Source organism: Streptomyces sp. NBC_00386 (assembly GCF_036063235.1).
Lineage (GTDB): Bacteria > Actinomycetota > Actinomycetes > Streptomycetales > Streptomycetaceae > Streptomyces.
The window spans coordinates 1,756,506-1,781,879 of sequence record NZ_CP107950.1; the positions used below are offsets into that span (position 1 = coordinate 1,756,506).

Sequence of the window (25,374 nt, forward strand, 5' to 3'; positions counted from 1 at the left end):
AGCTCCGAGAAGGCGCCCCAGCTCCTCATGGGGTGGACGAAGGAAGGCATGGCCGCGCACGGCACGGCCGGTACTGGGCAGAAGATGGTCAGCGGCGGGGGTGACCCTGCTCGGGGTCGTCGTCGGGAGTGCTCCACCCTTCGCCGCGCTGTGCGGGATTAGCCAAGACTCGGCGGGCCTGTTCGGCCCCCGGCCCGGGGGTGGATACCTTGCGCTGGGCAGCACGCCGACCTCCGACGACAAACGCCGCGATGAGGACGGCGACCACAGCGACACCCGCCGCCGTTAGCCAAAGAGCACCGGCGGAGGAAACGGCCAACATGGTTTGCGCTTCGTCGATCATGAGTGCCGTGTACCCCGAATCGCCATAAACCATCCCATCAATGACACTTCAATGCCCCTGCCCTCAGGAACCGACCAGAGCCTTGTTGACGGCGCCAAGGAAATCGTCGAGATCCTTCGGCGTCCGCGACGTGACCAGGGTGTAGCCGTTCGCGCTGTCGCTCACGACAGCTTCGTCGACCCAGGCCTTGGCACCTGCGTTGCGGGCGTCGGTACGCACTGAGGGATAGGAGGTCAGCGTCTTGCCGTTCAAGACGTCGGCTTCCACCAGTGCCCAGGGTCCGTGGCAGATCGCAGCGATCGGGCGACCCGACGCCGCAAACGCCCTGATCGTCTCGAGGACCTTGGGCTGCAGGCGGAGTTGGTCGGCGTTGATCGTGCCGCCAGGGACCAGCAGCAGCTGGTGTGCGCCAGGATCGAGTGTCTCGAGCGTGGTGGTGGGCTCCACCGTCTCGCCGGGGTCCCGGTCGCCCACCAGTGTCTGGATGGGGTCTGGGGTCACGGCTGCGATGGTGACGTCCGCGCCGTCCTCCCGTAGTCGGCGGACCGGTACCAGCAACTCGTCCTGCTCGACTCCGTAGTTGGTGACGAGTACCAACACCCGGTGACCGTTGAGCGGCTTGTCGGACATGATCGTGCGCCTTTCCCGTGTCCCGAAGTCCGCGTGGCGTGGCTCAGTTGTCGCGCGCCACATCGCTCATGGCGTCCTGACGCTCCTGGAACCCGGCCTGCGCCTGTAGGGGTGTCCGCGGAGCGCGATCGCGCGTGGGGAGGCGCTCGTGTGAGGGCCGTGACGAGCTGATCCGGTCGCTACCCATCCACACCGCCCCTGCTGTCGATGTCACCGGTCAATGGCCTGCTTGGCGGCTTGCTTCTCGGTGGTGGCGCCGGCCGTGGCGAGGGCCCCGCCCGCGGTCTCCAAGTGCGCCCGCACGAACCACTGGAACTGCTCCAGGTCACGCAGTTGCTCGATCAGGAGGTCTTCGGTGGCCGGGTCGATGTCCCCCACTGTCTTGATCGCGGCGCGCAGATCCTCGATCACTCCGGTGTACACGAGGTCGAGCGCGCCAAGATGGGCGATGGCGTCGGCACGGCCCACGCTGTAGTCCTTCCAGGAGCGCTCTTCGACCAGCGCGCCCGGAGTGCCGTGGGCGACGCCCCCCAGGGCAGCGAGACGCTCGGCGACGTCATCGGCCATGTCGCGGACACGGTCGACCTGCGGGTCGAGCATTTCGTGCACGGAGATGAAGTGCGGGCCCACCACATTCCAGTGCACATGCTTGAGCGTCAGGTGGAGATCATTGAGGGCGTGCAGGCGCTGCTGCAGCACCTCGATGAGCGAGCCGGCGTCCTGCACCGTGAGGCCCGGGACGGTGTAGCGGGGGGTAGCTTCGGAAGGCATGGCTATCTCTCCTGATCTCATACGGTTTGCCCCCTCCTGGTACCCGTGATGGGAGGACACAACCACACTGGCCGCGCTCAGCCTCACGAACTGCGCGTCTCCCAATGCCCGGCGTCAAGCAGTCGCACGAGGTCCAGTGGTGTGGGACCGCTCTGACGGGCGGACACCGTGCGGCAGGCGAGGAGGTCCGCGAGGCCACCGGGGGCCCGCCCGCGCAGGCGGGCGGCGGTCTGCACGGGGTGCTGGTCGGTGCGGGCGATGCGATGGCCCGCCGCGGACAGCCGGACTGCGAGGTCACGGTCTTCGCCGGTGGGCAGGGGGGCGAAGCCGCCCACCCGCAGGTAGACCGCAGCGGACACGCCCAGGTTCGCACCGTGAACGTGCGGGTGCTCCCACTCCCTCTGTGCGTCGCTGAGCCGACGGGTGCGGAAGTAGCCGGCGTCGTGCCGGGCCACGAGGAGGGCGTTGGCCGCGGTCGGTGCGAGGCGGATGGTGCCCAGGACGGCGTCGTAGCCTCGCCGCGCCCAGGTGGCCTGGTGGGTGAGCCATGCTGCGGGCACGGTGGTGTCGGCATCCGTCATGGCAAGCCACACCTCCGGGCCGGCGTCTGCCAGCAGCTCCAGCGCGTGCTCGATGCCGGCAGCCCGCGCAGCTCCGACACTGCGGCTACGGGTCTTCACGACGTGGGCTCCCCCGCGGGTGGCCAGAGTCGCTGTGGCGTCCGTGCAGGCGTCCGCTGCCACCACGATCACGACGGGCGTCGGCGCCGCTTGCGCGGCGGCCGCGTGCAGACTGCGCAGACAGGCAGCGATGCGGTGTTCTTCGTTGTGCGCGGGGACGACGACGGCCAAAGCTGAGGGCGTCACGCGAGACCCTCCGCGCGGGCAGGAGAGAGCACCGGGCCCGGACCTGGACTGTGTTCGTGGACGGTGAGGGTGAAGTCGGGATCGTCGTAGCGGGCCAGTCGGATCAGGCCCGTCAGGGTGTCGAGGTGGTCGGCGACGTCGCGGCCCGTGCAGGTGTGCTCGGCCACCGGGTGGTTCCAGTGCACCGTGACCAGATGGCCGGCCTCCCTCAAAATCTCCATGCTCTGGTGGAGCAGTCGTGTACGGGTGCTGCTGTCGAAGTAGTAGAGGAGTTCCGACAGCACGACCAGGTCGAAGGAGTCCTCGGGCCACTGGTCGGGCACCGTCATCCGCCGCACCGTGACGTGGTCCAAGCCGGTGGTGCGCCGAGCGGTGGCTTCGACGGCCGAGGCGACGCGGTCGGTGGAGAGCAGGTGGTCGCATCGGGCGGCAAGGAGTTCGGTCAGCACGCCTATCGAGCAGCCGGGCTCGAAGGCCTGCAGGTAGCGGGGGCGGGGCAGAGCCGCGACGGTCAGGGTGTACTTGCGGCGGTCGTACCACCGCTCTCCGAGGTGCCAGGGGTCGGCGGCGTGGGCGTACTGGCTGTCGAAGTAGCTTGCGGGGGTGTTCACCGGATCACCGTCTCGAAGGTGCGGGTGTGGTGGGCGATCTCCTGCGCCGGCAGCACCGGCGCGGTGCCGGAGCCGCGTGGCTCCAGTTGGCTGGTGAACCGTGCCAGGGCTGCCTTCTTGCGGTCGATCGCGGCTTCGGACAGAGGGAGAACAGAGGCCCGGTGCCATGGCACGCGGGGGTCGCTGGGTCGGGCCCAGTGCCACATCCACACCGGGTAGGACCACACCGGCGTGGAGCGGTTGCGGCCGGCGCGCTTGGCGGCTCGACCGGCGGCCTCGTGGTCGCTGTGCAGGTCGCCCTCCCACGGCGCCACGCACACGGCGGCCCCGACGGTATCGAGAAGTTCGCCGATCACGGCTTGCGCGTGGTGCTCGTGCTCGTTGAGGGCCGTATCGGGCAGACCGGCATGCACAGGGGCAGGCAGATCGCCGAGCTCGCCCAGCGCTGCGGTCAGTTCGCTGCGGCGCCGGGCAGCCAGCTGCGCCTGGGCCGACGGCGTCGCGGGACCGTGGGAGGCTTCCCCGTCGCTCAAGCACACCGTGTGGACCGCCGCACCGGCATGGAGAAGGGCGGCGATGGTGCCGCCGAATCCCAAGACCTCGTCGTCGGGGTGGGCAGCCACCACGACGACGGGACCTGTCGGGAGGACCAGGTGTGGCAGGTGGTCTGGCAGTAGCGCCTGCTGCCACTCGGCCTCGTCGGTGCCCTGCGCGTCAATCGCTGCGGCGGCGGCCTGCCTCGCAGCGCCAGCGGTCTGTGGCGTGCTCATCGTGCCGCCTCTGCCGGGCCCGTGGTCGCCAGGCGGCCGAGTTCGGCCAGATTCGCCTCGGCATGGTGCTGGCGCACGTAGACCGTCAAATCTGCCACGGCGCGGGCGTGCCGTTCGTCGTGACACAACGGCCCGGCACCCGTGGCACGCCCTACATGGTCCACGACCTCGGTGCACACCTTTTCGGCCAGGGCCCGCACGCGCAGGCTGCGCACCCGTGCTTCCTCGCGTTTGTCGAGGGGGTCGGCGTCGATGTCCTGGCCCGCTTGGTGCAGCACGGTGTCGGCCGTGTGCAACAGAAGGTCGACCGCTCCGAGGTGAGCTGCTGCGTGCTCGTTCAACCGCCCTGCCACAGCTCGCTCGTACAGCGGCGCAGCAACGGCGTGGGCCCCGCCGAGCCAGCATGCCGCCACGCCGATTCCCCCGTGCTGGAAACCGGGCCGCGTCAAATAGCCCTCCACCCCACCGACGGCTCGCGCGGGCACGTCCGTGAACGACATGTCCAGGCTGTCGCTGCCGGCCATACCGATCGCCGGCCACGTCCCCTCCACCGGCGCCGCGCCCGGGTGCTCGAGTGCGACGGCGAACATACGGTAGCCGTCATCGGCGTCTGCGGTGACCAGCGCATGGGTACAGGTGCGGGCACCGGAGCAGTAGGGCTTGACGCCGGTGACCCTCCATCCCTGGTCCGTGCGTGTCGCGTGCACGCCAGGGCCCGGTGGGCGTGCGGCCCAGACTCCCCACCGCTCCCCTGCAGCGGGCAGGGGATGGTCCAGTTCGTGCAGGATAGCCGCAGCGTCCAGGTGCCCCTCGGCGAGCCGTGCCAGGGACAGGTCTTGCCGTCCCAGAGCGGTGAGGGCAGCAAGACGGCGCGCCGTCGACCGGCCCGGCAGCGGCACGCCAGGGGCGTCGCGCTTGACGAAGTCGGCGAACAGGTCCGCAGTACGCCGCTCCGGGGTACGGAGGTGGTCAGTCACACGGACCTCCTGCATACATCGTCGTCGAGGGCGCCAGCAGGCGTCTGAGTATCCGCAGGCTCATCCTCAAAACACGCAACACGGCTGATTCAGCAGCTGCGGCGCACAGCTCGGACCTGGCTGCGCAGGCCCTGTACCCGGCGATTGGCGCCACATCGCTGTGGCGCCGGTGTCGCTCACGTCACCGGTGATGGTTCCTTCGCCTCGGACGCGCCCGGGTTCGACGTCAATGGCGAACGCTTCAAGAGTGCCCCGGTGATCCGCTACCTGCGACCGCGCAGCTACCTCGCCAGTCAGTCCTGGGTGCCAGTCGGCATCACGCAGTCGAACATGCGATGCCGCCCGACCTGTCGATTCCCGCAACTCTTGTCACGGCCCGTTGGAACTCTGACGGTGCTCGTTCTCGCGCACCACGTGGGTATGGCGGCCGATGTCGGTGACGCGGTCCGCGAGGTCGGGATGAGCCGGACGCGGGTGAGGACCTGCCTCGGACAGGGGGCCATGAAGCTGGGCCGGGTCGCTGTGCCCGAGTGCGGTGTGGAGAGCCGCAAGTGCGTTCGTCGCGGTGGTGGGAAGATCCGGCAGGGCGGTAATGGTCCCGGCGAGCTGGCGCAGCGTGGCGGCGCGGTTGTAGGCCCAGGACGTTACGGAACGGTCCGCGGCGCGCTGGTCGCGGGTGGTATGCACGCGCTGTTCCTTGGTGGTGCCGCTTCACCGGGGCGCAAGCGCAGGTAGCGGCGCTCGGCCGGCCGCTGCGGTGCGGCGGCTGATGGACGCGCTCGGCGGACGGCGCGGACAAGGGTCCGCAGCTCCGGATCGGGAGCACTCGCCGTCGCGGAGTGGGTCTCCAACGGTGTGTGCAAGCAGCTGGTCGACCAGCCCCGCCCGTCCAAGGAGTGGATTGAGCACGATGAGGCCGAGGACCGGCCCGACTCCTCCTTCCCCTCCGGCCACACCCCGGCTGTCGTGGCCTTCAGCGCCGCCGTCACCCCACGTTGCCGCTGGCCGGCGCCCTGATCGGCCTTTCCAGCGCCTGGCTCACCCGTCATTTTCCCCGCTGCTGCGGCATTGGCGGTAGCAGCCACGCACCAACCCCGCAGCGCATACCTGTTCGTGGCAGATCGCTTTTCTCCTGAACTCCACGGTTTGGGGTACTCGCCAACTCATCGGACGGCCGGGGCACCGTGGCGTGACCGGACCGACAGGAACGAAACAGAACAGGAGGTGATCGCGTGTCGAGTACACAACCGCGCGGCTTCGGGCCGGGCCGAGAGACGCACGACGTGGGACACGAGCCGGTGGGTGAGCTGGTGCAGCAGGCCTCGCAGCAGCTGACCGAGCTGGTGCGCGGCGAGATGAAGCTGGCGCAGGCGGAGATGACGGAGAAGGGCAAGCGCTACGGCAAGAGCGGGTCGCTGTTCGGCGGTGCCTCACTGGTCGGCTTCCTGATGCTCCAGGCACTGGTGGCCACCGTGATCGCAGCGATGGCCCTGCTGCTGCCGGTGTGGGCCGCGGCCCTGATCGTCACCGCCGTTCTCGGTGTGATCGCCGCGGTCCTGGCCCTCAGCGGCAAGAAGCAGATCGGCAAGGCCGCCCCACCGACACCCCAGAGCACGATCGAGAACGTCAAGGCCGACGTGGCAGAGATCAAGAGGAGCGCACACCGATGACCCACACGCCTGCCGACCCGCAGAGCGCCCCCAGCCCCGAACAGCTCCGCGAGCAGGTCGAGCGGACCCGCCACGAGCTCGGGCAGACCGTCCAGGCCCTCGCCGACAAGACCGACGTCAAGGCCCGCGCCCAGCAGAAGGCCGGCAAGCTGAAGGAGCAGGCCGTCGTCAAAGCCGATGCGCTCAAGGCCCAGGCTGTGAAGGCCACCTCCCAGGTCCAGGACATGCTGCCCGACTCGGTCAAGGACAAGGCCGCCCAGGCTGCGGGGCAGGTCCGCGCCACGGCAGCTCGGGCCGGACGGGTGTGGGAGGAGAAGGCGCCCGCACCTCTGCGGCAGAAGACGGCACAGTCCGCGCAGCTGGCGCGGGACAACCGAACCGTGCTGCTGGTCGCTGCCGCCGCGGGCGTCACCGTGCTGTGGCTGGCCGGCCGCCGCAAGAAGGGCTGAGCAGATGAAAGCCTCGAAGATCGCCTACAAACCGGTCGGGCTCGCCTTGGGCGCTGTCAGCGGCCTGATCGCCGGGGCCGCTTTCAAACAGGCATGGAAGGTACTCGGTCACGACAAAGACGCCCCCGACGCCACCGACGAGAACCGCACGTGGAGCGAGGTTCTCCTGGCGGCGACGCTCCAGGGCGCCATCTTCGCTGCGGTCAAGGCCGCCGTCGACCGCGCCGGCGCCGCCACTACGCGCAGCCTGACCGGAACCTGGCCCGGCTGACAAACAGCGTGGGGGCCGGCAGGACGCGGAGTCCGGCCCCCACGCCAGCACTGCAACCCAAGCAAGACCGACACCACCTTCCGGACCGGCAACAGAGTGGCCTGACAGCGGACCGACGTCGAGGCCCGTCACGTTGCCGAACCCGGTGGCGATGACCTCCCTTTCGACCGACATCGGCTGGGATCTGGACCAGCTGTTCCTGCAGTACGCCCCGTCCCCGCAAACCGGCACGGCATGGAGGACCGGCGGGACCGCTATGTCACGTTTTGCGCACACGTGACGGGACACTCGGCGCTTGTGCTGTCCGCGCACGCGGCGCTCAGTCCGCATCGCGAGGAGAGCCACCACACAACGTGCAACGACGAGAGGTCCCGCAATGGCGAAGACATCGAGGCAGCCTGCAGACGAAGCAGGATCGCGCAAATCCGAGGGAGAGCGTCAGCTGCGCTGGGGCCCGTCCGTGGACGACGAGTCACAGCAACCGAACCCCAGCGCCCACCGCAGCTTCCACCCCGACAAGTACGCCCCGGAGCCCGACAAGCCCCGCAAGGTGCCTACGAAGGCAGAGAAAGCGGCATCGGGAGTGGGCACACCCTCAGACAGCTTGACCGCGAGTGGCGAAGACCGAGGAAAGTCCGAAGGCATGCACGACACCGGACGCCGCGGAGAATCCCGCCGCCCCAGCGGCACAAAGGACGCCTCCGCCTACACCGGCGTCAACCCCGACGATTCCCCCGCCGGAGACGGAAGCCGCTGAGGGAGGATGCGAACGGACGCCGACCAGGTAGGTCAACCAGCACGGCAAGTACGCGGGCTGACTCGGGCTCCCCACCCGGGAGCCCAACGGCGGTGACGCCGGGCTTGCTGCGTCGGCTGCGAACAGTCCTGCCCTCCGTCGGCCGAGTTCCGTTCCGTGAAGGGTTTCGATCCGCGGCTCGTCGAACAGCACCCATGCAGCCACCCTCGTGGTCGAACGAGCGCACACAGGTCGGGCACCGTGCTTAGAAATCGCCTGCGCTTGAGGGTAGTGCGGGGAGAGGACCAGCCCGGTGGCCGGCTGGCCGGGCGCGGACGGAGCGTCGGAAAGCCTGGGTACACGCACCTGCGGTCGTCCATGTCCCCAGGCGGCTGCAGGAAGCGCGGATCCATCTCGCCAAGGCCACCGAGGAGCTCCGCAGCCGGCTCGGCCGCACCCCCACAGTCAGGGAACTCTCCCAGCTGATGTGCCTCAGCGAGGAGGAAGTCAACGAAGCACGCCTCGCCTCCAACGGCTACGGCTCAGCCTCCCTCGACGCGACCATCGGCTCCAGCGACGACGGTGAAGCCGCGCTGGCCGACTTCATCGGCATCGACGACAACGCCCTCGAACTCGTCGAGGACTTCAACGCCCTGGCCCCCATGATCGCCGAACTCGACAACCGCGAACGGCGCATCATCCCCATGCGCTTCGTCGACGAATGCACCCAGGCCCAGATCGGCGAACACCTCGGCATCTCCCAGATGCACGTCTCCCGCCTGCTCAACCGCACCCTCACCAAACTCCGCGAAGGCATGCTCACCACCGACTGACCCCGGCTTTCCGCACGCACCGACGGCGTGTCCTTCCCTCACAGGGTGGGACACGCCACCGAGGCATCTGGGCCAGGCCACAGTGCCGACGGCTGACAGGCCGCCGGCGATGGTGGCGGCCAGGAGAAGGCCTCCCTCCGGAGGCTCGATGGCCGCCGAGGGCGCTCCCCCGCGGCCCTCGGAAGCTGATTCCCGCTGGGCCTGCTGGTCAACACCCGCAGCGCTCATGACGTCCACCTTGGAGGCCCGATCAGCTCTTCGTTCCAGCGACGCCTGGACCTACCGGCACGACTGGCATGTTCAGCGTCCACCCCAGCATCAGCCCAGGCGCTCGCCGTCTCTTCCGCCCGACGCCTTCAACGCCCTCTCGCACGACGCGGGGCGACTTTCGGGCGTACTGCGCCGCCGTCATACCTGCCTGGGGGCATTCGCACGGAATGCACGGACAGCAGTCGCTCCGTGTCCTGTCGGTGCACGATGCCCCCAGCTCAAGGAAGGAGGGCCTGGGAGAGCGTGGGGTAGCAAGGGATGATCGTGTCGAGGCCGACGATTTCGACGACTCGCTGCACCGGCGCTGTCAGGGCCGCCATCCGGATCCAGCCGCCGGCCGACGTGGCGTCGCGGCGCGCGGCGGCCAGGGCGCTGATGGCGCTGGAGTCCATGAAGGTGACCGCACTGAAGTCGAGGACCAGCTGGACCGGGCCGTTGCCGTCTATCTGAAGGGCCTCGGCCAGGAGGCCGACGTTGTCTGCATCGATCTCGCCGCTCAGGACCAGGACACGGATGTCCGCGGTGATGCTCCGGTGGATCGACAAGCGGCCGGACTGCTCAGCTGTCTCATGCATGTCTGCCACGTGTTTTTCAAAATCCTCTGCGGTAACAGGCCAGCGCCTCCATACGGAAGCCCCGAAGCACCACATCCTACGGGCGCTGCACCCACGTGGCCGTGCCACAAGTAACGTGCCGACCTGGCATACGCAGTGCCTGTAGGGGTAACCGGCAGGGCGACGGAAGCGGGCGGAAATGGACGAATCACCTAGGAACGGCGACGGTGAACGGCCCGACGCTGCCCCACCGCTGGAAGCCTCGTTCGCCTTGGACAGCGACGCCTCCCGCATCGCCCAGGCCCGCCACCTCGCAGCCGCCTTCCTGACGAAGGTACGCGACGACTACGGCATCCCGGTGGCAAGCCCCGCGGTGGAGATCGTCCAGCTGATCGTCAGCGAACTCGTCACGAACGCCCGCAAGTACGCCCCCGGACCGGCCCTTCTGCACCTGCGGATCACCGGCCCCGTCCTGCAGGTCGAACTCTGGGACAGCAACCCCGTCCTGCCGGCCGCCAAGGACCCGGATCCCGAACGCATCGGCCAGCACGGCCTGGAGATCGTCACAGCCCTCGCCCGCACCGTCACCGTGGAGCAGACGCCCGGCGGCAAGCGCATCACCGCCGACGTCCTCCTCAGCACCGCCGCCGCGTAGCCGAACCGGGTTCTCACCCCTGCCGTTCAAAAGACAGGCACACCGCAGCACGCAGCTCAGCACGCGCCCGCGCGCCCGGACACGGGCCAGGTCCTGACGGCCGGCTGCCTTCTGGTCGTTCCCGCTGCTCTGACACGGTGATCTGGGTCTCTGAACGGTCCTGCGCAGGGGTGCTTCCGGCACGTTCGGGGCAGAGAATGCCAAGAACTGGTGACCAGCCAGGGAGCAACTGCGAAGGCGCGGCGGTAGCCCACGCCGACGAATCGGATCCAGCTGCTCAGGACTCGCTGGAGGAACACGTGGAGGAACGTGTCGAAGGACTCGTGGAGGAACTGCAGGGCGAGAATGCCCAGCTTCACGAAGCGATGCGCTCGCACGCCGTGGTCGACCAGGCCATCGGAGTCGTCCTCGTCATAGGACAGCTGACACCAGAACAGGGATGGGACGTCCTGCGTGAGATCTCCCAGCGGACGAACATCAAGCTCCGCCACGTGTCGGAACTGATCATAGGCTGGGCCCGCACAGGGAAACTCTGCACCGACGTCCGCACGGAGCTGGAGCGGCAGCTCGCACAGTACACACAGCCCCCGCAAAACGAGGCATGAGACGTGCCAGCAGCCTGGAAGCGCCAGAAGAGACCATTCGCGGACCGGTCACAAGGAGCGTTCACCGAAAGCATCACAATCCCAACTCCAAGCAAATGTCGGCCATTTGCAATCATTCGTTGCAACCATAGGGCTACTGGTGTGACTCTTGGTGATGGATGCAAAGTCTGCTCCGTTCACGGCCGAAGTACTTTGTCCTAGACCGCGCTTGGGTAGAGACCATGTCCGAGGAGTTTGCGAAGGTCGGAGCAGTCAGTCAGCCGCGCTACGAGCAGATCGTTGCCGAGTTGCGGAGTGCGGCCGAACAGCTGACGCAGGCCCAGTTCACGATCGGGGACCGAGCCCTGGAGATCGAGCCGATAGGTCCCCGCAGCGGCCCGGTCGCGGACACCGCCTGGCCGGTGGAGCAGTCCCTGACCCGGCTGGCCAAGGACATCGGCCTGCCGGTGACAGCAGTCAGGCAGGCCCGTTGGACGGCATCGCGCTGGCCGGCCGACCGACGCCGGAAAGCGGATCGTTCACGGTCCACCAGCTGCTGGCCCGCATCAACGACGACGCGGAGCGCTTCGCCTCGATCGACAATCTCCCTGACGGCAAGACCCACTGGACCCTGGACGACGCCAGGCGCCGGAGCACCTCAATGACATCCCGCAGACCGCGCGTTCTGCCCACCAGCATCCCGTGCACTTCCACCTTCCGGCCTTCATGCTTCACGGGCGGATGCACGATTACGGAACGTTCCTTCATGCGCAAAGCCCCGACTTCGCTCCTCGGATGAACGCGGTCCGAGGGCCGACGCGCGCCCCGGGCTCGAGCCCTCGCCCTCTTCCTGTACGAGGGCTTGACGGAGCGGATGACCGGGTCTTGGGTGAAGGATCAGGCATATATGCAGGGGCGCTGTATGAACCAGATCCTGCGATCCCCAGGAGCGGTCGCCTGCTCCCGGCTGCCGCGGTATCCACCTCATTGGAGGACTGCCCGGAGGACGGCCGTACCTCCAGGAACCATGCCTCCAGCACGCCAAATCCAGCCATACATTCCTCTTCCCGATGAGGATGTGTGGGGTCCGGGAGGCAGGGCACCCGGCTTTCTGAGAAAGCGTCACCGAATTCGATGACCTCTGTACGACTCCGCAGTTCGACTGCGGGGCTGCAAAGAATCTCAACAAGGGAGCCGTTCTTTATGAGTGACAACATCTGGGGCTACCAGGCGGCCACCGGCCACATCGCGGGCACCGACCTGACCGGGTACAAGGTCGAGGCGACCGACGGCAGTATCGGGAAGGTCGACAAGCACTCGGACGACGTCAACTCCGCCTACCTCGTCGTCGACACCGGCGTATGGATCTTCGGCAAGCATGTCCTGCTGCCGGCTGGAACCGTGAAGACGGTCGACCAGGCCGAACGCAAGATCTACGTCGCCCTCACCAAGGACCAGATCAAGGACTCCCCCGAGTTCGACAAGGACAAGCACGTCGGCGACGCCGGCTACCACGAGCAGGTCGGCGGCTACTACCAGACCCACCGAGGTTTCTGACCTCAGCACCAGCCCACAGGTGGGGCCGACCGGAGCGTCTCCGGTCGGCCCCACTTCTCGTAAGTTGTTGCGGAACGGCTCGCCCGCCTGAGCCGGCCAGGTCGCGGGACTGGCTGCACTGTCGCCTGGTTGCGAGCACGGTCCCGCATCCAGCGCGAGCCTCCGCCCGGGTGGCGATGACCAAAGCCGGGAGTCGCGCCCCACTGAGTACCCCATATGCGCAATTGATGCATAACGGGCACACGGGTAGGGCATTCCTTCCTGTCCCGGAGACATGGGAGCCGGGAGGGACCGCAACCGTCACTCGGAGGGCTGGGTACAGCGGAAGGCGGAGGCGACAGCAGCGAGACGCAGCCGCTCCAGTACGACGGACTGACGGTCGGCGCGCTCCAGCAGTACGTCCAGGTGTTCAGGGAAGAGCCGCCCGTCGGTCTCCGCCAGGGCTCGCAAGCTGCGCCAGCAGGCCGCCTTGCCCTGGACACTCAGCAGCATGGATTCCAGTTCCAGGACGTCGCTGAGGGGGGAGCGGGAAAAGAGATGGCCGTTGGGCTTGGCGCGGCCCGCCTTTTCGGCCAGCCAGCCGAAGGCGACTTTCGTGTAGGCGGTCGGCACCACGAGGTCGGCCATGATCTGCGTCAGCGAATCACGGTCCTGCTCGACCTCATGGGCCAATTCGGCCAGCATGGTGCCCTGTTCCCGGTATTGCTGAGTCTGTGCGGCCCGCCGGAAGAGTTCCAGGCCGGCGGTCGCGCCGGAGAGGTGGTCGTTGAGGTAGATCGCCAGAAGGTCGGCGACACCCGAGGATTTCTTCGGGGACCCTCGGAAGGTTCCCGACTCGTCGCTGGTGGCGGCGGCGCGCATTTCTCGGCCCACTGAGATGGTGAGTTCGGTCCAACTGTGCTCGAACTGGGCGAGCCCTTCGCGTTCGAGGGTGTCGGTGACATCCGTGAAGTCGACGCCGACACGCTCCAGCGCCTCGAAATGGGCTGTCGCGCCGGCGTAGACATCGGCGGCTGGCCGGCGGGCGGGCAGAGCGCCGTGGTCGGCGAACGCCGCCAGAGTGGCGCCGGGCATGGTGTTCACGGTGCCCGCAATGACGAGTTCGCTGACGTACATCGTGTCGGGGCAGGCAGGGTTCTTGACCCCGGTGGATGCCCACAGAGGCCGCTGCCGGCGGGCGCCGGCCACGACGAGGGCCTGCCAGCGGGACCCGTCGGTCAACTGCTGGTACGCCTGGTGCGCGAGCCGGGCGTTGGCGATCGCGGCCTTGCCCTTGAGCGCCTGGGCCTCGGGGGTATCGAGGGCGTCGAGGCGACGGTCGACCTCGGTGTCGACGCGGGAGACGAAGAACGAGGCGACGGAGTGGATGTCCGCCAGGTCCCGTCCGGCGGCCTTGGCCCGCTCCAGTCCGGTCAGGTAGGCGTCCATCACCGCGCGATAGCGCTCCAGGGAGAAGACCAGCGTGACGTTGACGCTGATGCCCTCGGCAATGACGCGGGTGACCGCGGCCAAGCCCTCGCTGGTGGCCGGGATCTTGACGAGAAGGTTCGGCCGGTCGACGGTCTCCCACAACTTCCGTGCCTGGTCGATCGTGGCGTCGGTGTCCCGCGCCAGCCGGGGGTCGACCTCGATGGAGACCCGCCCGTCGCTCCCGCCGGTCTGCAGGTAGACCGGGCCGAGCGCCTGGCAGGCTGCCCGTACGTCGTCGGAGGTCAGGGCGAGGACGGCATCGTCCACGCTCACACCCTCACGTGCCAGCCGGCGCAGTTGCTCGCTGTAACGGTCCCCCCTGGACAGCGCGGAGGCGAAGATCGTGGGATTCGTCGTGACCCCTACGACATGCTTGTCCGCGATCAGCTCCTTCAGCTCACCCCGGGCCAGCAGCTCACGGGACAGGTCGTCCAGCCAGACCGACACTCCGGCAGCGGACAGTTCGGCGAGCGGATCGGACGCGGTGGAAAAGGTCATGCCAGGCCTCCAGAAGGTAGGGCACACCGGTCGGCACGCCCGTCCGGCGTGCCGACCCTGAGAGTGGGCGGTGCGGGCGGGACTCCTCCTGTCGGCGATAGGTCACACGGATCGCTTCGATGACGCGGGCTGCGCACCATCGGCCGGGGCACTGGTCTGTCCCATGGAGACGGTGAATCCGCTCACGCTTCCCGGGACTCCCCGGCGTAGCGCTCCTGTGCGGGCCTGGGAAACGAGGCGGCGGTAGTCCAGGTCCGCCAAGTCCGTGGCCCGCACGGGCAACGGGCTTCCGTCCAGCCTCTCGAGCAGAGCGGCATGGGCGTCACCGTTGGCAGCCTCATGCTGGGGAGTGATTCCTCGCGGCAGCCAGGAGATCAGCAGAATCCTGTTCCGACGTGCTCCGTCCGCCGTTGCGAAGGCCAGGTCGTGGACGACGAGTCTGGGCTCGTGCGCGGGCAGGGCCGACAGGAGCTCGTCGTGCGTCAGATTGCCTTGGCGTTCGACGACGCAGGTATCCAGGGCGTCACTCAGCCGGCAGATCACCGTGTTGACTTCTCGCTTCCCCTTGAGCTCCCAAAGTGCGCTGATACACCTGTCGTCCACGGCTATGCGCCTGCTCATGGCGCTCTCTCCCTCCGCCCCAGATACATAGGTCGATGACGGTTTCGTGGCAGGAGCGTGCCCTGAGCTGGCTGTCGCCGGGGCCGACCCTGCGCCGGAGGTGTTGTGGGCTTCGGCTTCTCAAGCCCGGCCACTGGTCGCCCTGCCTCCCGCCGTGGCCCTGGATGTGCTGCCCGGTGCCGCCGCGGCGACGCGCTCCACGGTTCGGGCAAGGCGGGGCAGCATGCTCCGGTGCCGCAGCTGGATCAGGAGATCGAGGGGTGCTGCGTGCAGAACTCCTCCCGGTCCGCGCAGCGGGTGCTCATCCACGAGGACCAGGGCCTGTCCGCCCCAGGGGCGTACCTCAATGGCGATGCGCGCGGTACCCAGGCGCCCGCTGTCGACCTCGAGCTCCAGCCAGCGGGGCGGTTCCACCCGGCGGACCACCGTCCGCCCTTCGAGCGTCCATGGCCCCAGGTCCACGCGATACGCCAGCGCCGCGTCGACCTGCGGCCACCGAGTGTCCAGTGGCCAGGACGCGGAGGTCCCCACGACCCAGTCGGCGTAGAGCTCGGGATCCTCCAGAACCGCCCAGACGGCGTCAGGGGGCTGCTCGATCACTTGGTGTCGAATCGCCACGACAAACCCCTGAAATAGTGACGGATAGGTCAATATCGACGAGTACCCTTCCGTCCCGGCATCATGCGCAGCAGTCCCTGGGGCTCGCGGACGCACCTGGGCACGGCCCCCGTCTTCGACACCGCCAACGCAAATCAAAGAATCCCTCCCCCCGGACACGGCGTCGACATGGTGGCTGACAACCCTGGACCGCATGGAACGGTCGACAGTCGCGGATACGGCAATCCGAGTTCTCCAACGCGGAATCCGCTCACTCCCACTGGGTGAGGCGCGCGAACTGCGCGGCCGTCCGCTGGGCCACCCTGTCCATCCCCTTCTGATACAGGTACCCATCGGTTGCTGGCTGTCGGTTTGGCCGGGGCCGCCCCGGCAGCGGTCGCGGGCTGGGCCGACTGGGCGGACCTGCCGCCCGGTCAGGCCCGGGCCGGACTGGCTCATGCGATCTCGAACGTGGCCGCGGTGGCGTTCTACGCCGCATCCCCGACCGCGCGGCTCCGCCGTCACTCGACGAAGGGCAGGCTGTGGTCGTTGGGCGGCTTGACTGCCGTCGCTGTGAGCGGTGCGCTGGGCGGCCACGTGGCTTATGGGCAGGCCGTAGGGGCGAATCCCGCTGCATAGGCAGACCGTGTCAGCCGACGCCTCGTCTCCGATCCCGGCCGCCCTTGACCCACTCCGCGATCAGCCGGACGTACACGGCCATGACGACCACACCGGCGACGACTCGTTCCCTCGGGGAGCATCCGAAGCCTCGTTTGCCTCACGGGCGTACGGGGACCCGTGGCAAAGGATGGGGACGCCCGCAGACGACGTCCCGCCATCGGAGGAAACCATGATCATCCTCGGAGTCATTCTGCTCGTTGTCGGCCTCGTCGCGGGCATTGGAATCCTTTGGACCATCGGGGTCATTCTGGTCGCGATCGGAATTGTGCTGTGGGTTCTGGGAACGATGGGACGCGAGGTCGGCGGACGACGGCACTACTGGTAGTGACCGCTCCGGTCCGGACATTCGCCTGACCATCAACGGCAATGATTCGTGGCCGATACCCCGGCTGGGCGGAACGCATCGCAGTCTTTCGGCGCGGCCCAGGGTTGCTGCGGATCCGGCAGTGCTGGATCAACGTCTTCAGCTCCTGGGCAAAAGGGTTCTCAGCGGGCCGAGGTCCAGATGGAGATCTTCCAGACGCACTCCGTGCTGCTCGCAGAGTTCCGCCATCCGCTGGCCGAGCAACATCAGCCGCCGTCCTCAGGGGCTCGTCCTGGATCCGCTCGCGGCGCTCCTGCGCGCCCCGCTTGCGATTCAGCCAGGTGAGGTCGGCTCCAGCCGCTGGGCGGGAGCGCTCAGCCGGAGTGACCTGCCGGATCGGCGTGTGCGCCGCGTCGTCCAGCGGGCAGGGCAGCGCGTAGACCTCCACACCCTATTCGGCATGGTGCGCAATGCGCTTGGTCGGCGAGGTTGGTGGTCTGAGGGCCGGAGACGGGGTACGAGCCCTGCCGGACGTCCAGTCACTCACGGCGTCGCCTCTGTCCTCGCTTCTTCTTGGGAGCTTCTTCCTCTTCCTCTTCCTCGGCCTCTGCCTCGTCTTCGTCTTCGGCCCCCTCTTCGCCCTCCGTTCCCTCCTCGTCCTCGTCCTCGTATGTGTCCTCGGCCCCGTCGCCGGCCCCGTCCTCGTCTTCGTATACGCCCTCTTCGTCTTCGTCCTCGTACGCGCCCTCCGCCCCCTCTTCTCCCTCGCCGTCGCCTGCGGAGTCGGTGCCTTCCTCGGCATCGCCTTCGCTCTCACCCTCGGGCTCTTCGCCCTCCGACTGCTCCTGCTCGGCCTCTTCCTCTTCGACGGCGTCATCGTGGGACACGACGACTTCTCCGTCACGGATTTCGCCGCGCCAGCCCTCGGGTTCTTCATTGGTGAGGGTCACGTATCGCTGGAAGTTCTTGAAGTCCAGCCGCAGGCGGCGCCCTTGCACACGCCAGAGGTTGCCCGTCTTCTCGAAAAATCCGGACGGGTAGTACTCCACCACGAGGACGACTCGGGTCAGGGTGGGCGCCAGCTCGTGGAAGCTGACCGCGCCGCGAGTGCTCCCCTTGGCTCCCTTCGAGGTCCACACGATGCGGTCGTCAGGAATCTGTTCCTGGACGGTCGCCTTGAAGCTGCGCGACGAAGGGCCGACTTTGACCTTCCAGTCGCTCCCGCCCTCATCGTCCTTGGAGACGTCGCGAACACCCTTGGCGAAGCTGCTGAATTTGTCGTACTGCGTCCAGTAGTCATAGGTGTCCCGGAGCGGCACTCCGACATCGAGAACCTCGATGATGTTCATGACCTTGCCGCCGCTGGCCTTCCGCTTCCCTTTACCGCCCCCGAAAGCGCTCTTGGCCTTCTCCACGACGTTGTCCTTGACACCCTTGGCCTTCTCCGAAACGAAGGCCTTCAGCGGTGAGTCGCCCTGGAGGATGCGGGACCCGATCGCAGGAAGCGAGCCACTCTCGGCCGAATCACTGAGCTGCCCGGCGACGTCCGTCAGTTTGTCGCCGGCCTTCTCGGCAAGGTTCTCCACCTGCGCGGACACGAACTTGGACAGCTCCTCACGGAGCTTGTCCATGCCCGACGTACCCTCTGCCGACCCGTCCGTTTCCTTCTCGGCCATGGCCGCCTACCTCCCACGACCGGCGCGCTTGGACGCTGCCCGCTTCGATGACGTCGTCTTCGAGGCAGCGGACTTCTTGGCCGGAGCCGTCTTCTTTGCCGCGGTCTTCCTCGCCGCGGACTTCTTGGCCGGAGCTGTCTTCTTCGCCGCCGACTTCTTCGCCGTCCTGCTGGCTGCGGTCTTCTTGCTGGCCGCCGTCTTCTTCGCCGGCGCAGTCTTCTTGGCCGCCCGGGGCTTCTCTCCGCCGGAGGGAGCAGCCTTCTTGCGTGCCGCAGGTGCGGGTGCCTTGCGGGACCGGTCGGGTCGCGAACCGCGGCCCTCCCTCGGCTTCGCTTCCGGTTCCTCTTCCTCTTCTGGTTCTTCTTCCTCTTCTGGTCCCTCTTCGGGTTCCTCCTCGCCCTCGTCCTCGTATTCGGCTTCCGGCTGTTCCTCCTCCTCTTCCTCCTCGGTCTGATCCTCTTCGTACTCGCCCTCTGGCTCTTCCTCCTCCTCGTACTCCGCGTCCTCGTCCTGCGGCGCGTACTCCTCCTCGTCCTCCTCCCCTTCGTCCGGCTTCTCCAGGAGTCGGGCCGTACGCTCGCTGAGGCTGCCGGCAAGGGTGCTCATGCCCCGGTCGGCGGCGGCCGTCATCGCCTTGCGGCCCGCCTCCAGCACTTCCCCTCGCAACTGCTCCTGCAACTCGGCGATCTGCGGGATCTCCCCCAGTCTGCGCATCCCTTCGGCGGCGAGCTGGCGAGGTTCAAGGCCGAAGCGCCGGCCCGCCAAATAGGTCGCAATGGACAGAGCGAGTCGGCCCTTCTTGGTACGGCCCAGCGCATAGCCGCCCACTACCGCAGCCGCGAGAGCCACCTTTTCCTTGTCATCCATGATCTCGTCACCTTCGATCGCTCGGCGTGGAACAGGTCTGCGCGGCGTGCAGCCGGTCGAGCAGCCGTTCCTCTTCTCGTTCGAACTCCTCCAGGCCGATGTCTCCGTCCTCAAGCTCCCGGTTCAGCAGGGCCAGTTGGGCACGGAGCACCCCTGGGTCGTGCAACTCCCGTTCGGCGGCGTCGTTGAGCTTCTCCGCCACCCAGACAACGCCGCGGACCGGCGCGATGGGGAGGGTGAGCAGTCCGGTGATCAGTCCCATCTCAGACTCCAGCGGTTCGGACGGGAGTGCCTTCGGCGGAGACGAAGCTGTAGCAGGGCAGCGGACCCGTAAGCCGCAGCTCCACCCGGTCGCGATGTGTGTGGGCGAAGCGCTCTGCCACGCTTCACCTCCGCGGGATGGCCGATCAGACCCTCCAGGGCCCGGCAGGCAGCACGCGCGGCATGTTCCGCTCCACGCACGGACGGTGTGCGTCGAGCGGTGGTCGTCGAGGACTTCCTGGGGCGCGGCCGACGCTCTTCTGCCATGAGTTCAAGTCTGGGCCGTATCCGGTTCGACGCATCTTGAGCGGCCAATCTGGCGTTCGTTCCCGGCATCATGGTTGTCTGCGCTGGCGTCGGCTCGGCGGGCCAGGACCGCGCTGGGCGAGGCTCGCACTCACAGAGGTGCCGACGCATACCGGCGGGATCTTCCACGCCGGGCGGCCCTCGATCCCGTCGCAAACGGCATTCGCGGCACGGATAAACGCCGTCACATACCCGGACGCCGACCAGACCGCCAACGCAATGCCACGGTGCCCGGCCCCGAGCGGAAGGGAGCGGACACGGGTGTGGTCGGTTGCCTTCTTACTGGGCGCGGTGCGGTTTGTGGTGGGCGACCTGTAGGCGTACCTCGGTGGGTAGCGGAGGGGAGCCGGTGGACCGGCTGGCGGTGCGGAGCGGGCCTGCGAAGAGTGCATCGAGGACGACGCCAGGTTCCCCCTGAGGTGTGAGAGCGAGCATGACGCGAGCGCGGGGCTGGGCAGGGCCGCCAGTGATGCGTACGGCCGCCTCCTCAACCCCCGGCAAGGCGCCCGCTTCAGCGGTGATCGCGTCGCTCAGCGCCCGGTCGCGCAGTTCGACGCCTTCCTGCGGGGGTGTACCGCCGACGGGCAGCGTCCCTGGGCGGCCTCGGCGTAGTTGGGCGAGCAGCCACCACAGGGCGAGCAGGGCGACGAGGGCGAGGACGGCGATGACCGCGGGCCACCACCACCATCCCTGGCTGCTCCAGCGGGCCCGGTCGGCGGCACCGAGCAGGACGTCGTTCGGGGTGGTCAGGGGCCAGCCGACTGGCGGGACCAGATCGTGTCGCCGGTAGATGTCGAGCCCGGCGAAGAGGATCAGCAGACCGCCGCAGAGCAGTATCAGTCCTGCGAGGGCCAGCAGACTGCGGTTGAGTGCGGGGCGCGGCGTCATGGTGTGGGCTCCGGTGCTGGGTTTCTCTGTCAGTCGGTGTGTCGCCGCACCCGTATGCCGGTGCGGGGAGGGCTGGCGAGGGCGAGCCGGTCGCGCTCCTCGTCAAGGACGGCGGTGAGATCGTCTTTCACCTGCTGGAGGTCACGGAAGCGGACGTCCGCGCGGGCTTTGACGTGGTGGCGGCGCACCCGGATGTGAGCCTTGCCGACTCCGGGTACCTGCATGGCGGCGTCGCGCAGCAGGTCGGCAGCGCCGTCGCGGTCCAGAGAGGCTCGCAGTCCGGGCGCGGGAGAGCGCATCGGCAGCCAGTGACGCAGGCCGGGGGTGAGCGCCAGGACGATCAACCAGAGACCGACGGCGGCGGCCACGGCGGCTCCCGTGAGCATCCACACGTCGTCCACGGGGCGGGTGGCCAGTTCGTCGGCCAGGCGCCGTCGCCAGGCTGCCGCAGGGCGTCCCGCCCGTACAGCGACCACATCCACCAGCGCCGCGCCCGCCGCCACGAGAACGAACGAGGCGACCACCGCGGCTGGAAGGCGGCGCGCGGACCACGGGCGGTGCATCCGGTGCCTGCCGCCGTCCTCACCGGCCGTCAGATTCGGTGGGGGTGCGTCGTGTTCGGGCAGACTGGGCTCCGCCGGCTCCCGCGGTTCCTCGGACGTCTTCGTCAGCGGCACTGTGGCACGGTGCGCGGCGTTGCGGGCGGGAGGGCTCGGGTCGGGTGTCATTCCGGCCTCCTTCATGCGTGGCGGGCCCGGCGCCCCGGGCCATGGCGGCTCACCGGACCCGTCCCCGGTTCACGCCGACGGCGGTCACCAGCCGCCGGACCGTGAGGATGACCTCTCCCACCTCCAGGCCGGTCAGCTGAGCCACCCGCTCGGCGACGTCGACCTGGATCCGTTCGCAGACATGGGGGAGGTCGGTGGGGTAGGGCAGGTCCATGGACAGGTGCAGGCGCACCGATCCGGCACGGATGGCGGCGGATACGCTGGGTGGCGCCGGTCGGCTCCGGTCGGGCGGTATGGCGGCACGCCGGGACTGGGCCGTGCGTGCGGCCTGGGCGGCGACACGGGCGACCACCCTGTCCGGGATGACGGTGGCGCCCCGCACTGCCGGGGGCGGCAGGCCGGCGACCTGTGCCGGGGGACCAGACGCATCGCCGAGGGATAGGGATCCGACTCGGGTAGTAGTCACCGCTGCCTCCGCGTACGGAGGTCGAGGTCACCCTGCAAGGCGAGGCCGCCGATCAGCCCCGCTGTACCCAGGACCAGAACCAGCAGGAATGCCCAGAAGCCGCCGAAGTAGCCGGCGAAGCCCAGGGCCATGCCAGCCGCGAGACCCGTCGTTGCTGCGTTCATCATGCACTCACCCGTCTCGCGAGCGCGATCGTCCGTATGATCACCCGCCCATGCACTAGGCATGGCCGTGGGTCACGGCCGTCGATCACCTCACGCGGCCCTCGTCCGATTCGGTCTCTTCCTCGTCGTCCGGGAGGTGGACGTCGTCGACGGCGATGTTCACCTCGACGACCTCCAGTCCCGTCATCCGTTCCACGGCGCTGATTACGTTGGTGCGCACCTCGCCGGCGACGTCGACGATGGAGGCGCCGTACTCGACGACGACGTCCAGGTCGACGGCGGCCTGGCGTTCGCCGACCTCGACCTTCACCCCGCGCGTGGCTCCGCCTCCGCTCCCGCCGGGGACGCGTTCGCGCACGGCGCCGAAGGCGCGGGCCATCCCCGCTCCCAGGCCGTGGATGCCCAGTACCTCACGGGCGGCCGTGCCCGCGATCTTGGCCACCACGCTGTCCGCGATGGTGGTCTTCCCTCGAGTCTCGGCCGGAGCTCCGGGCCCGGTGCGGCCCTTGAGCGGGCTGACGCCTGTGTCAGGCCGGCTGCCTCCGCCGACGCTGGTGATGTTGTCTGTCATGGTGGTCGCCTCGATCAGTGTGGGACACCTGAGTGGCGCCCATCGAAGTCTTGTGGTGTCGTGCACCCGGCGGTGTCCCTATCGCCGCTCTTCGGGCGCCACGTACAAACGCAGCCGTGCCCGCCCCGCTTCGGGGCTTTCCCTGCCGACGCGCCCCTGTTCCTGGGACCGCGTCATCGCGGCGCCGACTTCGGAACTGTCGGAGCGTGCAGACTCGGTGTCGGAATTCTCTTTGCCGCCGCGGGCGATGCCCGAAGCGGTGGTGTTGTCGTAGGGCGAAAGGCACTTTCGGTGGCATCGATGACGGTCCGGGAGTCGGTGCTGGCCCCTCCGCCCTGGTCAGGCTGGTTGACGACCTGCTGCCAGCCTCGATCTTCGTCCCACGCGATGCCGTAGTGCTCGTAGAGGCGGTGTTCCTCGTCCACCGAGAGGAAGCCCCCGGCATCGACGTCGACTTTGGAGGCGTCTTTGACGGTGGCCTTGGCGTAGGGAACCTCGAGGTGGTCATCCACCAAGGTGGCCTCGTGCGTGGGACCAAAGACTCACTGGTACCGAAGAGCCCGATCATGACGCTGACCCACTCGGGCTCGCCGGTCACATCGTCGAGGAAGACATGCTTGATGTCGCCGATCTGGTCTCTGTCGACGTCGTACACCGGGTGGTCCGACACAGTGGCAATCTGCCCTTGGGTGATCATCTTGGCCTCCTGCCCCTGGCCCTCTTTCGCGTAACCCGCAGAAAGACATAAAAACCTGCCTATATGAACTAATTGCTCTTATCGGACACGTTTGTGCAGGTCCACTACAGCCCCCCGGGACGACGCCGCAGCAGGCCTGTCGAAGCGAGGTACTGATGCCTGATGTCGGTACCGGGCAGGGCACGCCGCCCGGGACGCTGGTCCGCCATGACGGACAAACCTGAGGTCGGCCACCGTCAGGCGGCCGCCCCCGACACCAAGGACCACGTCCTGGAGAGCGTCGAGGAACATCACGTAGTGCTGTGGATGCTCTCCGAGCTGAAGGGTCTCGATGCGACGGACGAACGGTTCGACGCCAAGATGACTGTCCTCATGGAGAACGTCCGCCACCACGTCGAGGAAGAGGAGCAGGAATGGTTCCCCGACGTACGCAAGACCATGGGCCGCACCGGCTCACCGAACTGGGCGAACAGATGGAATCGGCCAAGAAGGAGGCTCCGAGCGAGCCCCTCGCCGTTCCCAGCGCCGAACGGTAGGCCGTACCGGCACCTCAAGGAGCCTGGGGGTTCGATCCGGGACTCGGCGGAAGGGGCCGCAGCCGCTTCGTGGATCGAAGGCCGCCGAGCCGGCGGTGCATCAACGCGACCATCCCCCACGACATCGGCACTGATTGGATCCCCCGCAAATGCGCATCATTCCTCGTGGCGCCGGACCGCGTGGAGCAGATCGCACTGATCGAGCCGCTGGCCACCGTGGCGCCCAGCGCCGGTACTCCCGTACTCGTGTCCACGAAGTCGGGAGAGGTGCAAGCCTTCCGACTTCTCGGCAAGGGAGGCACCTTCCCTGTTGACCAGGTAGTGCGGGACGCGTCCGTGGACGAGTTCGACGGTCCGGTACTGCCCGGTGGAGTCGCCATTCCCGACCAACTGCGCCTGGACGAGCGGGCGGTGGCCTTCGTGAAGGTGCTCTTCGACGCGGGGCAAGCCAGCGGCCACTATTTGTCACGCCTCGTGGATTCTCGTCCAGGCCAGGTTGCGGATGTCGGTGCGCAACCTCACTCCGTGGCCGAGCCTGCGTACCGACATCCGCAACCGGGCCTGGAATTGGGTGGACGAACAGGTCAAGGTCTGCCACGGCGGCCCCAACACCCTTGTCACCAGCCGCAAGTCGGACGACCTGAAGGCGTTCTGCGAGGCCCTGGTGCACGAGTTCGGTCGCGCGACCACCTGAACGCGGGACCGATGGGACGTACGTTCGCCCCTGTCCTGGGCCATATGGCCTGCCCGGGACGGGGGCTCTCGCCGTCACTGGCGAGGGAGCAGGTAACCCGAACCCGGCCATCCAGGGCAGCTTGCGTCATTCCCGGTCCGCGAAGACGCTGGTGTCCAGGCGGTCGAGGAGGTCGGCGGGATCTTGGTACACCGCGTGGGCGCCCGCCGACACCAGATCCGTCCGCGGGATGCCGCCGGACAGAACCGCCAGGGGTGTCACACCGTCCCGCACTGCGGCCTTCATGTCCCAGACCGTGTCGCCGACAAACACCGCTCCTTCGCTCGGTACTCCGGCGAGCTTTCTGGCCTGCTCGACAGGGTCGGGGGCGGGTTTGCCCTCGGCGACGTCGTCAGCGCTGGCCGCCCCGAGGATGACGTCGTCCGCGTCGATGGCACGGCGGAGCGCGGAGAGTTCCGCGCCGCTCGCCGAGGTCGCCAGGACGATCTCCCAGCCCCGGCCGGCGAGGGTGCGCAGCAGTTCGCCGGCCGCGTCCAGTGGCGGCAACCGGTCGAAGTACGTTGCGTAGAGCGCGTGGTGGGCCGCGACCAATTGTTCGTCGTCCCCGGGGTCGCGGTCCTTGCCGAGCAGGTGCTCGATCAGGTCGTCGCTGCCAAGGCCCACGGCCCGGTGGATGTCACGCATGGGGACGCGGTGGCCGGCCTGGTGGAAGGCCTCCCACCAGGTGACGACATGCAGGTGGTTGGTGTCGACGAGTGTTCCGTCGACATCGAAGATGGCGGCGCGCTTCGTGGTCATCGCG

Annotated in this window: 33 protein-coding genes and 5 pseudogenes; 13 read left to right on the forward strand and 25 right to left on the reverse strand. The window is 68.1% G+C overall.

Annotation, left to right across the window (positions count from 1 at the left end):
• Window positions 1-88 precede the first annotated feature (88 nt).
• The 8 genes from OG780_RS44595 to OG780_RS07605 form a co-directional block, all read right to left on the reverse strand.
• The gene (locus tag OG780_RS44595; protein ID WP_442813969.1) at window positions 89-376 is read right to left on the reverse strand and encodes a DUF6479 family protein; all 288 of its coding nucleotides are present in this window, start codon (window positions 374-376) and stop codon (window positions 89-91) included.
• A 30-nt stretch (window positions 377-406) separates the two neighbouring features.
• On the reverse strand, window positions 407-973 hold the full coding sequence (locus OG780_RS07575) for a DJ-1/PfpI family protein (protein ID WP_328445956.1): 567 nt from the start codon (window positions 971-973) through the stop codon (window positions 407-409).
• Between the two features lie 210 nt (window positions 974-1,183).
• Window positions 1,184-1,744: a DNA starvation/stationary phase protection protein Dps gene (gene dps / locus OG780_RS07580; RefSeq protein WP_328445958.1), complete on the reverse strand. Its 561-nt coding sequence runs from the start codon at window positions 1,742-1,744 to the stop codon at window positions 1,184-1,186.
• An 83-nt stretch (window positions 1,745-1,827) separates the two neighbouring features.
• Window positions 1,828-2,610: a glycosyltransferase gene (locus OG780_RS07585; RefSeq protein ID WP_328445960.1), complete on the reverse strand. Its 783-nt coding sequence runs from the start codon at window positions 2,608-2,610 to the stop codon at window positions 1,828-1,830.
• On the reverse strand, window positions 2,607-3,221 hold the full coding sequence (locus OG780_RS07590) for an SAM-dependent methyltransferase (RefSeq protein ID WP_328445962.1): 615 nt from the start codon (window positions 3,219-3,221) through the stop codon (window positions 2,607-2,609). Before OG780_RS07590 ends, OG780_RS07585 begins: the two co-directional genes overlap by 4 nt.
• Window positions 3,218-3,991: a PIG-L deacetylase family protein gene (locus OG780_RS07595; RefSeq protein WP_328445964.1), complete on the reverse strand. Its 774-nt coding sequence runs from the start codon at window positions 3,989-3,991 to the stop codon at window positions 3,218-3,220. The genes OG780_RS07590 and OG780_RS07595 overlap by 4 nt, the downstream gene beginning before the upstream one ends.
• A complete protein-coding gene (locus OG780_RS07600) occupies window positions 3,988-4,983 on the reverse strand; it encodes an acyl-CoA dehydrogenase (RefSeq protein WP_443062120.1) in 996 nt (331 codons plus the stop codon). The genes OG780_RS07595 and OG780_RS07600 overlap by 4 nt, the downstream gene beginning before the upstream one ends.
• A 354-nt stretch (window positions 4,984-5,337) precedes the next feature.
• Window positions 5,338-5,655 (reverse strand): hypothetical protein, encoded by a 318-nt coding sequence (locus OG780_RS07605; protein ID WP_328445968.1) that lies wholly within the window; start codon window positions 5,653-5,655, stop codon window positions 5,338-5,340.
• Between the two features lie 168 nt (window positions 5,656-5,823).
• On the opposite strand from OG780_RS07605, the gene OG780_RS07610 reads away from it, so the two are divergent.
• The 5 genes and pseudogenes from OG780_RS07610 to OG780_RS07630 form a co-directional block, all read left to right on the forward strand.
• Window positions 5,824-5,985: a phosphatase PAP2 family protein gene (locus OG780_RS07610; protein ID WP_328445970.1), complete on the forward strand. Its 162-nt coding sequence runs from the start codon at window positions 5,824-5,826 to the stop codon at window positions 5,983-5,985.
• Between the two features lie 281 nt (window positions 5,986-6,266).
• A complete protein-coding gene (locus OG780_RS07615; RefSeq protein WP_326790714.1) occupies window positions 6,267-6,638 on the forward strand; it encodes a phage holin family protein in 372 nt (123 codons plus the stop codon).
• Complete coding sequence (locus OG780_RS07620) at window positions 6,635-7,087, forward strand: DUF3618 domain-containing protein (RefSeq protein ID WP_328445972.1); 453 nt, start codon at window positions 6,635-6,637, stop codon at window positions 7,085-7,087. Before OG780_RS07615 ends, OG780_RS07620 begins: the two co-directional genes overlap by 4 nt.
• 4 nt (window positions 7,088-7,091) lie before the next feature.
• On the forward strand, window positions 7,092-7,358 hold the full coding sequence (locus OG780_RS07625; RefSeq protein ID WP_328445974.1) for a DUF4235 domain-containing protein: 267 nt from the start codon (window positions 7,092-7,094) through the stop codon (window positions 7,356-7,358).
• A 1,110-nt stretch (window positions 7,359-8,468) separates the two neighbouring features.
• Window positions 8,469-8,927: pseudogene (locus OG780_RS07630) on the forward strand (sigma-70 family RNA polymerase sigma factor); the annotation flags it as partial.
• A 488-nt stretch (window positions 8,928-9,415) separates the two neighbouring features.
• Here the strand turns inward: OG780_RS07630 and OG780_RS07635 are convergent.
• Window positions 9,416-9,772, reverse strand: coding sequence for an STAS domain-containing protein (locus OG780_RS07635; protein ID WP_326784435.1), 357 nt, complete (start codon window positions 9,770-9,772; stop codon window positions 9,416-9,418).
• A gap of 178 nt (window positions 9,773-9,950) precedes the next feature.
• Here OG780_RS07635 and OG780_RS07640 point away from each other — a divergent pair, with 178 nt between their 5' ends.
• The 4 genes from OG780_RS07640 (at window position 9,951) to OG780_RS07655 (ending at window position 12,547) form a co-directional block, all read left to right on the forward strand.
• Window positions 9,951-10,406: an ATP-binding protein gene (locus OG780_RS07640; RefSeq protein WP_328445978.1), complete on the forward strand. Its 456-nt coding sequence runs from the start codon at window positions 9,951-9,953 to the stop codon at window positions 10,404-10,406.
• 299 nt (window positions 10,407-10,705) lie between these two features.
• On the forward strand, window positions 10,706-11,011 hold the full coding sequence (locus tag OG780_RS07645; protein ID WP_326784437.1) for an ANTAR domain-containing protein: 306 nt from the start codon (window positions 10,706-10,708) through the stop codon (window positions 11,009-11,011).
• Between the two features lie 154 nt (window positions 11,012-11,165).
• Complete coding sequence (locus OG780_RS07650; RefSeq protein ID WP_328457960.1) at window positions 11,166-11,789, forward strand: DUF6192 family protein; 624 nt, start codon at window positions 11,166-11,168, stop codon at window positions 11,787-11,789.
• Between the two features lie 404 nt (window positions 11,790-12,193).
• Window positions 12,194-12,547: a PRC-barrel domain-containing protein gene (locus OG780_RS07655; RefSeq protein WP_328445980.1), complete on the forward strand. Its 354-nt coding sequence runs from the start codon at window positions 12,194-12,196 to the stop codon at window positions 12,545-12,547.
• Between the two features lie 300 nt (window positions 12,548-12,847).
• On the opposite strand, the gene tal is transcribed toward OG780_RS07655, so the two are convergent.
• From tal to OG780_RS07670, 3 genes are all read right to left on the reverse strand, one after another.
• Window positions 12,848-14,515 carry a transaldolase gene (tal, locus tag OG780_RS07660; protein WP_328445982.1) on the reverse strand — a complete coding sequence of 556 codons (1,668 nt, stop codon included), beginning with the start codon at window positions 14,513-14,515 and terminating at the stop codon, window positions 12,848-12,850.
• Between the two features lie 102 nt (window positions 14,516-14,617).
• Window positions 14,618-15,136, reverse strand: a complete 519-nt coding sequence (locus tag OG780_RS07665) for a hypothetical protein (RefSeq protein WP_328445984.1) — start codon at window positions 15,134-15,136, stop codon at window positions 14,618-14,620.
• 120 nt (window positions 15,137-15,256) lie between these two features.
• On the reverse strand, window positions 15,257-15,754 hold the full coding sequence (locus OG780_RS07670) for an SRPBCC family protein (RefSeq protein WP_326784444.1): 498 nt from the start codon (window positions 15,752-15,754) through the stop codon (window positions 15,257-15,259).
• A 336-nt stretch (window positions 15,755-16,090) separates the two neighbouring features.
• On the opposite strand from OG780_RS07670, the gene OG780_RS44600 reads away from it, so the two are divergent.
• Together OG780_RS44600 and OG780_RS07675 are read left to right on the forward strand one after the other, a co-directional pair.
• A complete protein-coding gene (locus OG780_RS44600; RefSeq protein ID WP_443062121.1) occupies window positions 16,091-16,372 on the forward strand; it encodes a DUF2231 domain-containing protein in 282 nt (93 codons plus the stop codon).
• Window positions 16,373-16,583: 211 nt separating this feature from the next.
• Window positions 16,584-16,739 (forward strand): DUF6131 family protein, encoded by a 156-nt coding sequence (locus tag OG780_RS07675; RefSeq protein WP_328445986.1) that lies wholly within the window; start codon window positions 16,584-16,586, stop codon window positions 16,737-16,739.
• Between the two features lie 138 nt (window positions 16,740-16,877).
• Here OG780_RS07675 and gvpK read toward each other — a convergent pair.
• From gvpK to OG780_RS07735, 12 genes and pseudogenes are all read right to left on the reverse strand, one after another.
• Window positions 16,878-16,997: pseudogene (gene gvpK, locus OG780_RS07680) on the reverse strand (gas vesicle protein GvpK); the annotation flags it as partial.
• Between the two features lie 260 nt (window positions 16,998-17,257).
• A complete protein-coding gene (locus OG780_RS07685; RefSeq protein WP_328445988.1) occupies window positions 17,258-18,394 on the reverse strand; it encodes an SRPBCC family protein in 1,137 nt (378 codons plus the stop codon).
• Between the two features lie 6 nt (window positions 18,395-18,400).
• A complete protein-coding gene (locus OG780_RS07690; RefSeq protein ID WP_328445990.1) occupies window positions 18,401-19,261 on the reverse strand; it encodes a histone protein in 861 nt (286 codons plus the stop codon).
• Between the two features lie 7 nt (window positions 19,262-19,268).
• The gene (locus tag OG780_RS07695) at window positions 19,269-19,523 is read right to left on the reverse strand and encodes a gas vesicle protein GvpG (protein WP_326783996.1); all 255 of its coding nucleotides are present in this window, start codon (window positions 19,521-19,523) and stop codon (window positions 19,269-19,271) included.
• 1 nt (window position 19,524) lies between these two features.
• Window positions 19,525-19,641 (reverse strand): annotated as a pseudogene (locus tag OG780_RS07700) (GvpL/GvpF family gas vesicle protein); the annotation flags it as partial.
• Window positions 19,642-19,920: 279 nt separating this feature from the next.
• Window positions 19,921-20,052, reverse strand: a pseudogene (locus tag OG780_RS07705) (ribonuclease BN); the annotation flags it as partial.
• Between the two features lie 55 nt (window positions 20,053-20,107).
• Complete coding sequence (locus OG780_RS07710; RefSeq protein WP_328445993.1) at window positions 20,108-20,716, reverse strand: alkaline shock response membrane anchor protein AmaP; 609 nt, start codon at window positions 20,714-20,716, stop codon at window positions 20,108-20,110.
• A 29-nt stretch (window positions 20,717-20,745) separates the two neighbouring features.
• Entirely contained in the window at window positions 20,746-21,444 is a 699-nt protein-coding gene (locus OG780_RS07715) for a DUF6286 domain-containing protein (RefSeq protein WP_328445995.1), read from the reverse strand.
• Window positions 21,445-21,493: 49 nt separating this feature from the next.
• The gene (locus OG780_RS07720) at window positions 21,494-21,910 is read right to left on the reverse strand and encodes an Asp23/Gls24 family envelope stress response protein (RefSeq protein WP_328445997.1); all 417 of its coding nucleotides are present in this window, start codon (window positions 21,908-21,910) and stop codon (window positions 21,494-21,496) included.
• The gene (locus OG780_RS07725; RefSeq protein WP_261709101.1) at window positions 21,907-22,077 is read right to left on the reverse strand and encodes a hypothetical protein; all 171 of its coding nucleotides are present in this window, start codon (window positions 22,075-22,077) and stop codon (window positions 21,907-21,909) included. Before OG780_RS07725 ends, OG780_RS07720 begins: the two co-directional genes overlap by 4 nt.
• A gap of 82 nt (window positions 22,078-22,159) precedes the next feature.
• Window positions 22,160-22,645, reverse strand: coding sequence for an Asp23/Gls24 family envelope stress response protein (locus OG780_RS07730; protein ID WP_328446003.1), 486 nt, complete (start codon window positions 22,643-22,645; stop codon window positions 22,160-22,162).
• Between the two features lie 173 nt (window positions 22,646-22,818).
• Window positions 22,819-23,157 (reverse strand): hypothetical protein, encoded by a 339-nt coding sequence (locus OG780_RS07735; RefSeq protein WP_328446005.1) that lies wholly within the window; start codon window positions 23,155-23,157, stop codon window positions 22,819-22,821.
• Between the two features lie 392 nt (window positions 23,158-23,549).
• Between OG780_RS07735 and OG780_RS07740 the strand changes: the two genes are divergently transcribed.
• Together OG780_RS07740 and OG780_RS07745 are read left to right on the forward strand one after the other, a co-directional pair.
• Window positions 23,550-24,077 carry a hemerythrin domain-containing protein gene (locus tag OG780_RS07740; protein ID WP_328446007.1) on the forward strand — a complete coding sequence of 176 codons (528 nt, stop codon included), beginning with the start codon at window positions 23,550-23,552 and terminating at the stop codon, window positions 24,075-24,077.
• A pseudogene (locus OG780_RS07745) lies at window positions 24,017-24,572 on the forward strand (DJ-1/PfpI family protein). Before OG780_RS07740 ends, OG780_RS07745 begins: the two are co-directional and overlap by 61 nt.
• Before the next feature lie 126 nt (window positions 24,573-24,698).
• On the opposite strand, the gene OG780_RS07750 reads toward OG780_RS07745, so the two are convergent.
• Window positions 24,699-25,370, reverse strand: coding sequence for an HAD family hydrolase (locus tag OG780_RS07750; RefSeq protein WP_328446009.1), 672 nt, complete (start codon window positions 25,368-25,370; stop codon window positions 24,699-24,701).
• Between the last annotated feature and the right edge of the window lie 4 nt (window positions 25,371-25,374).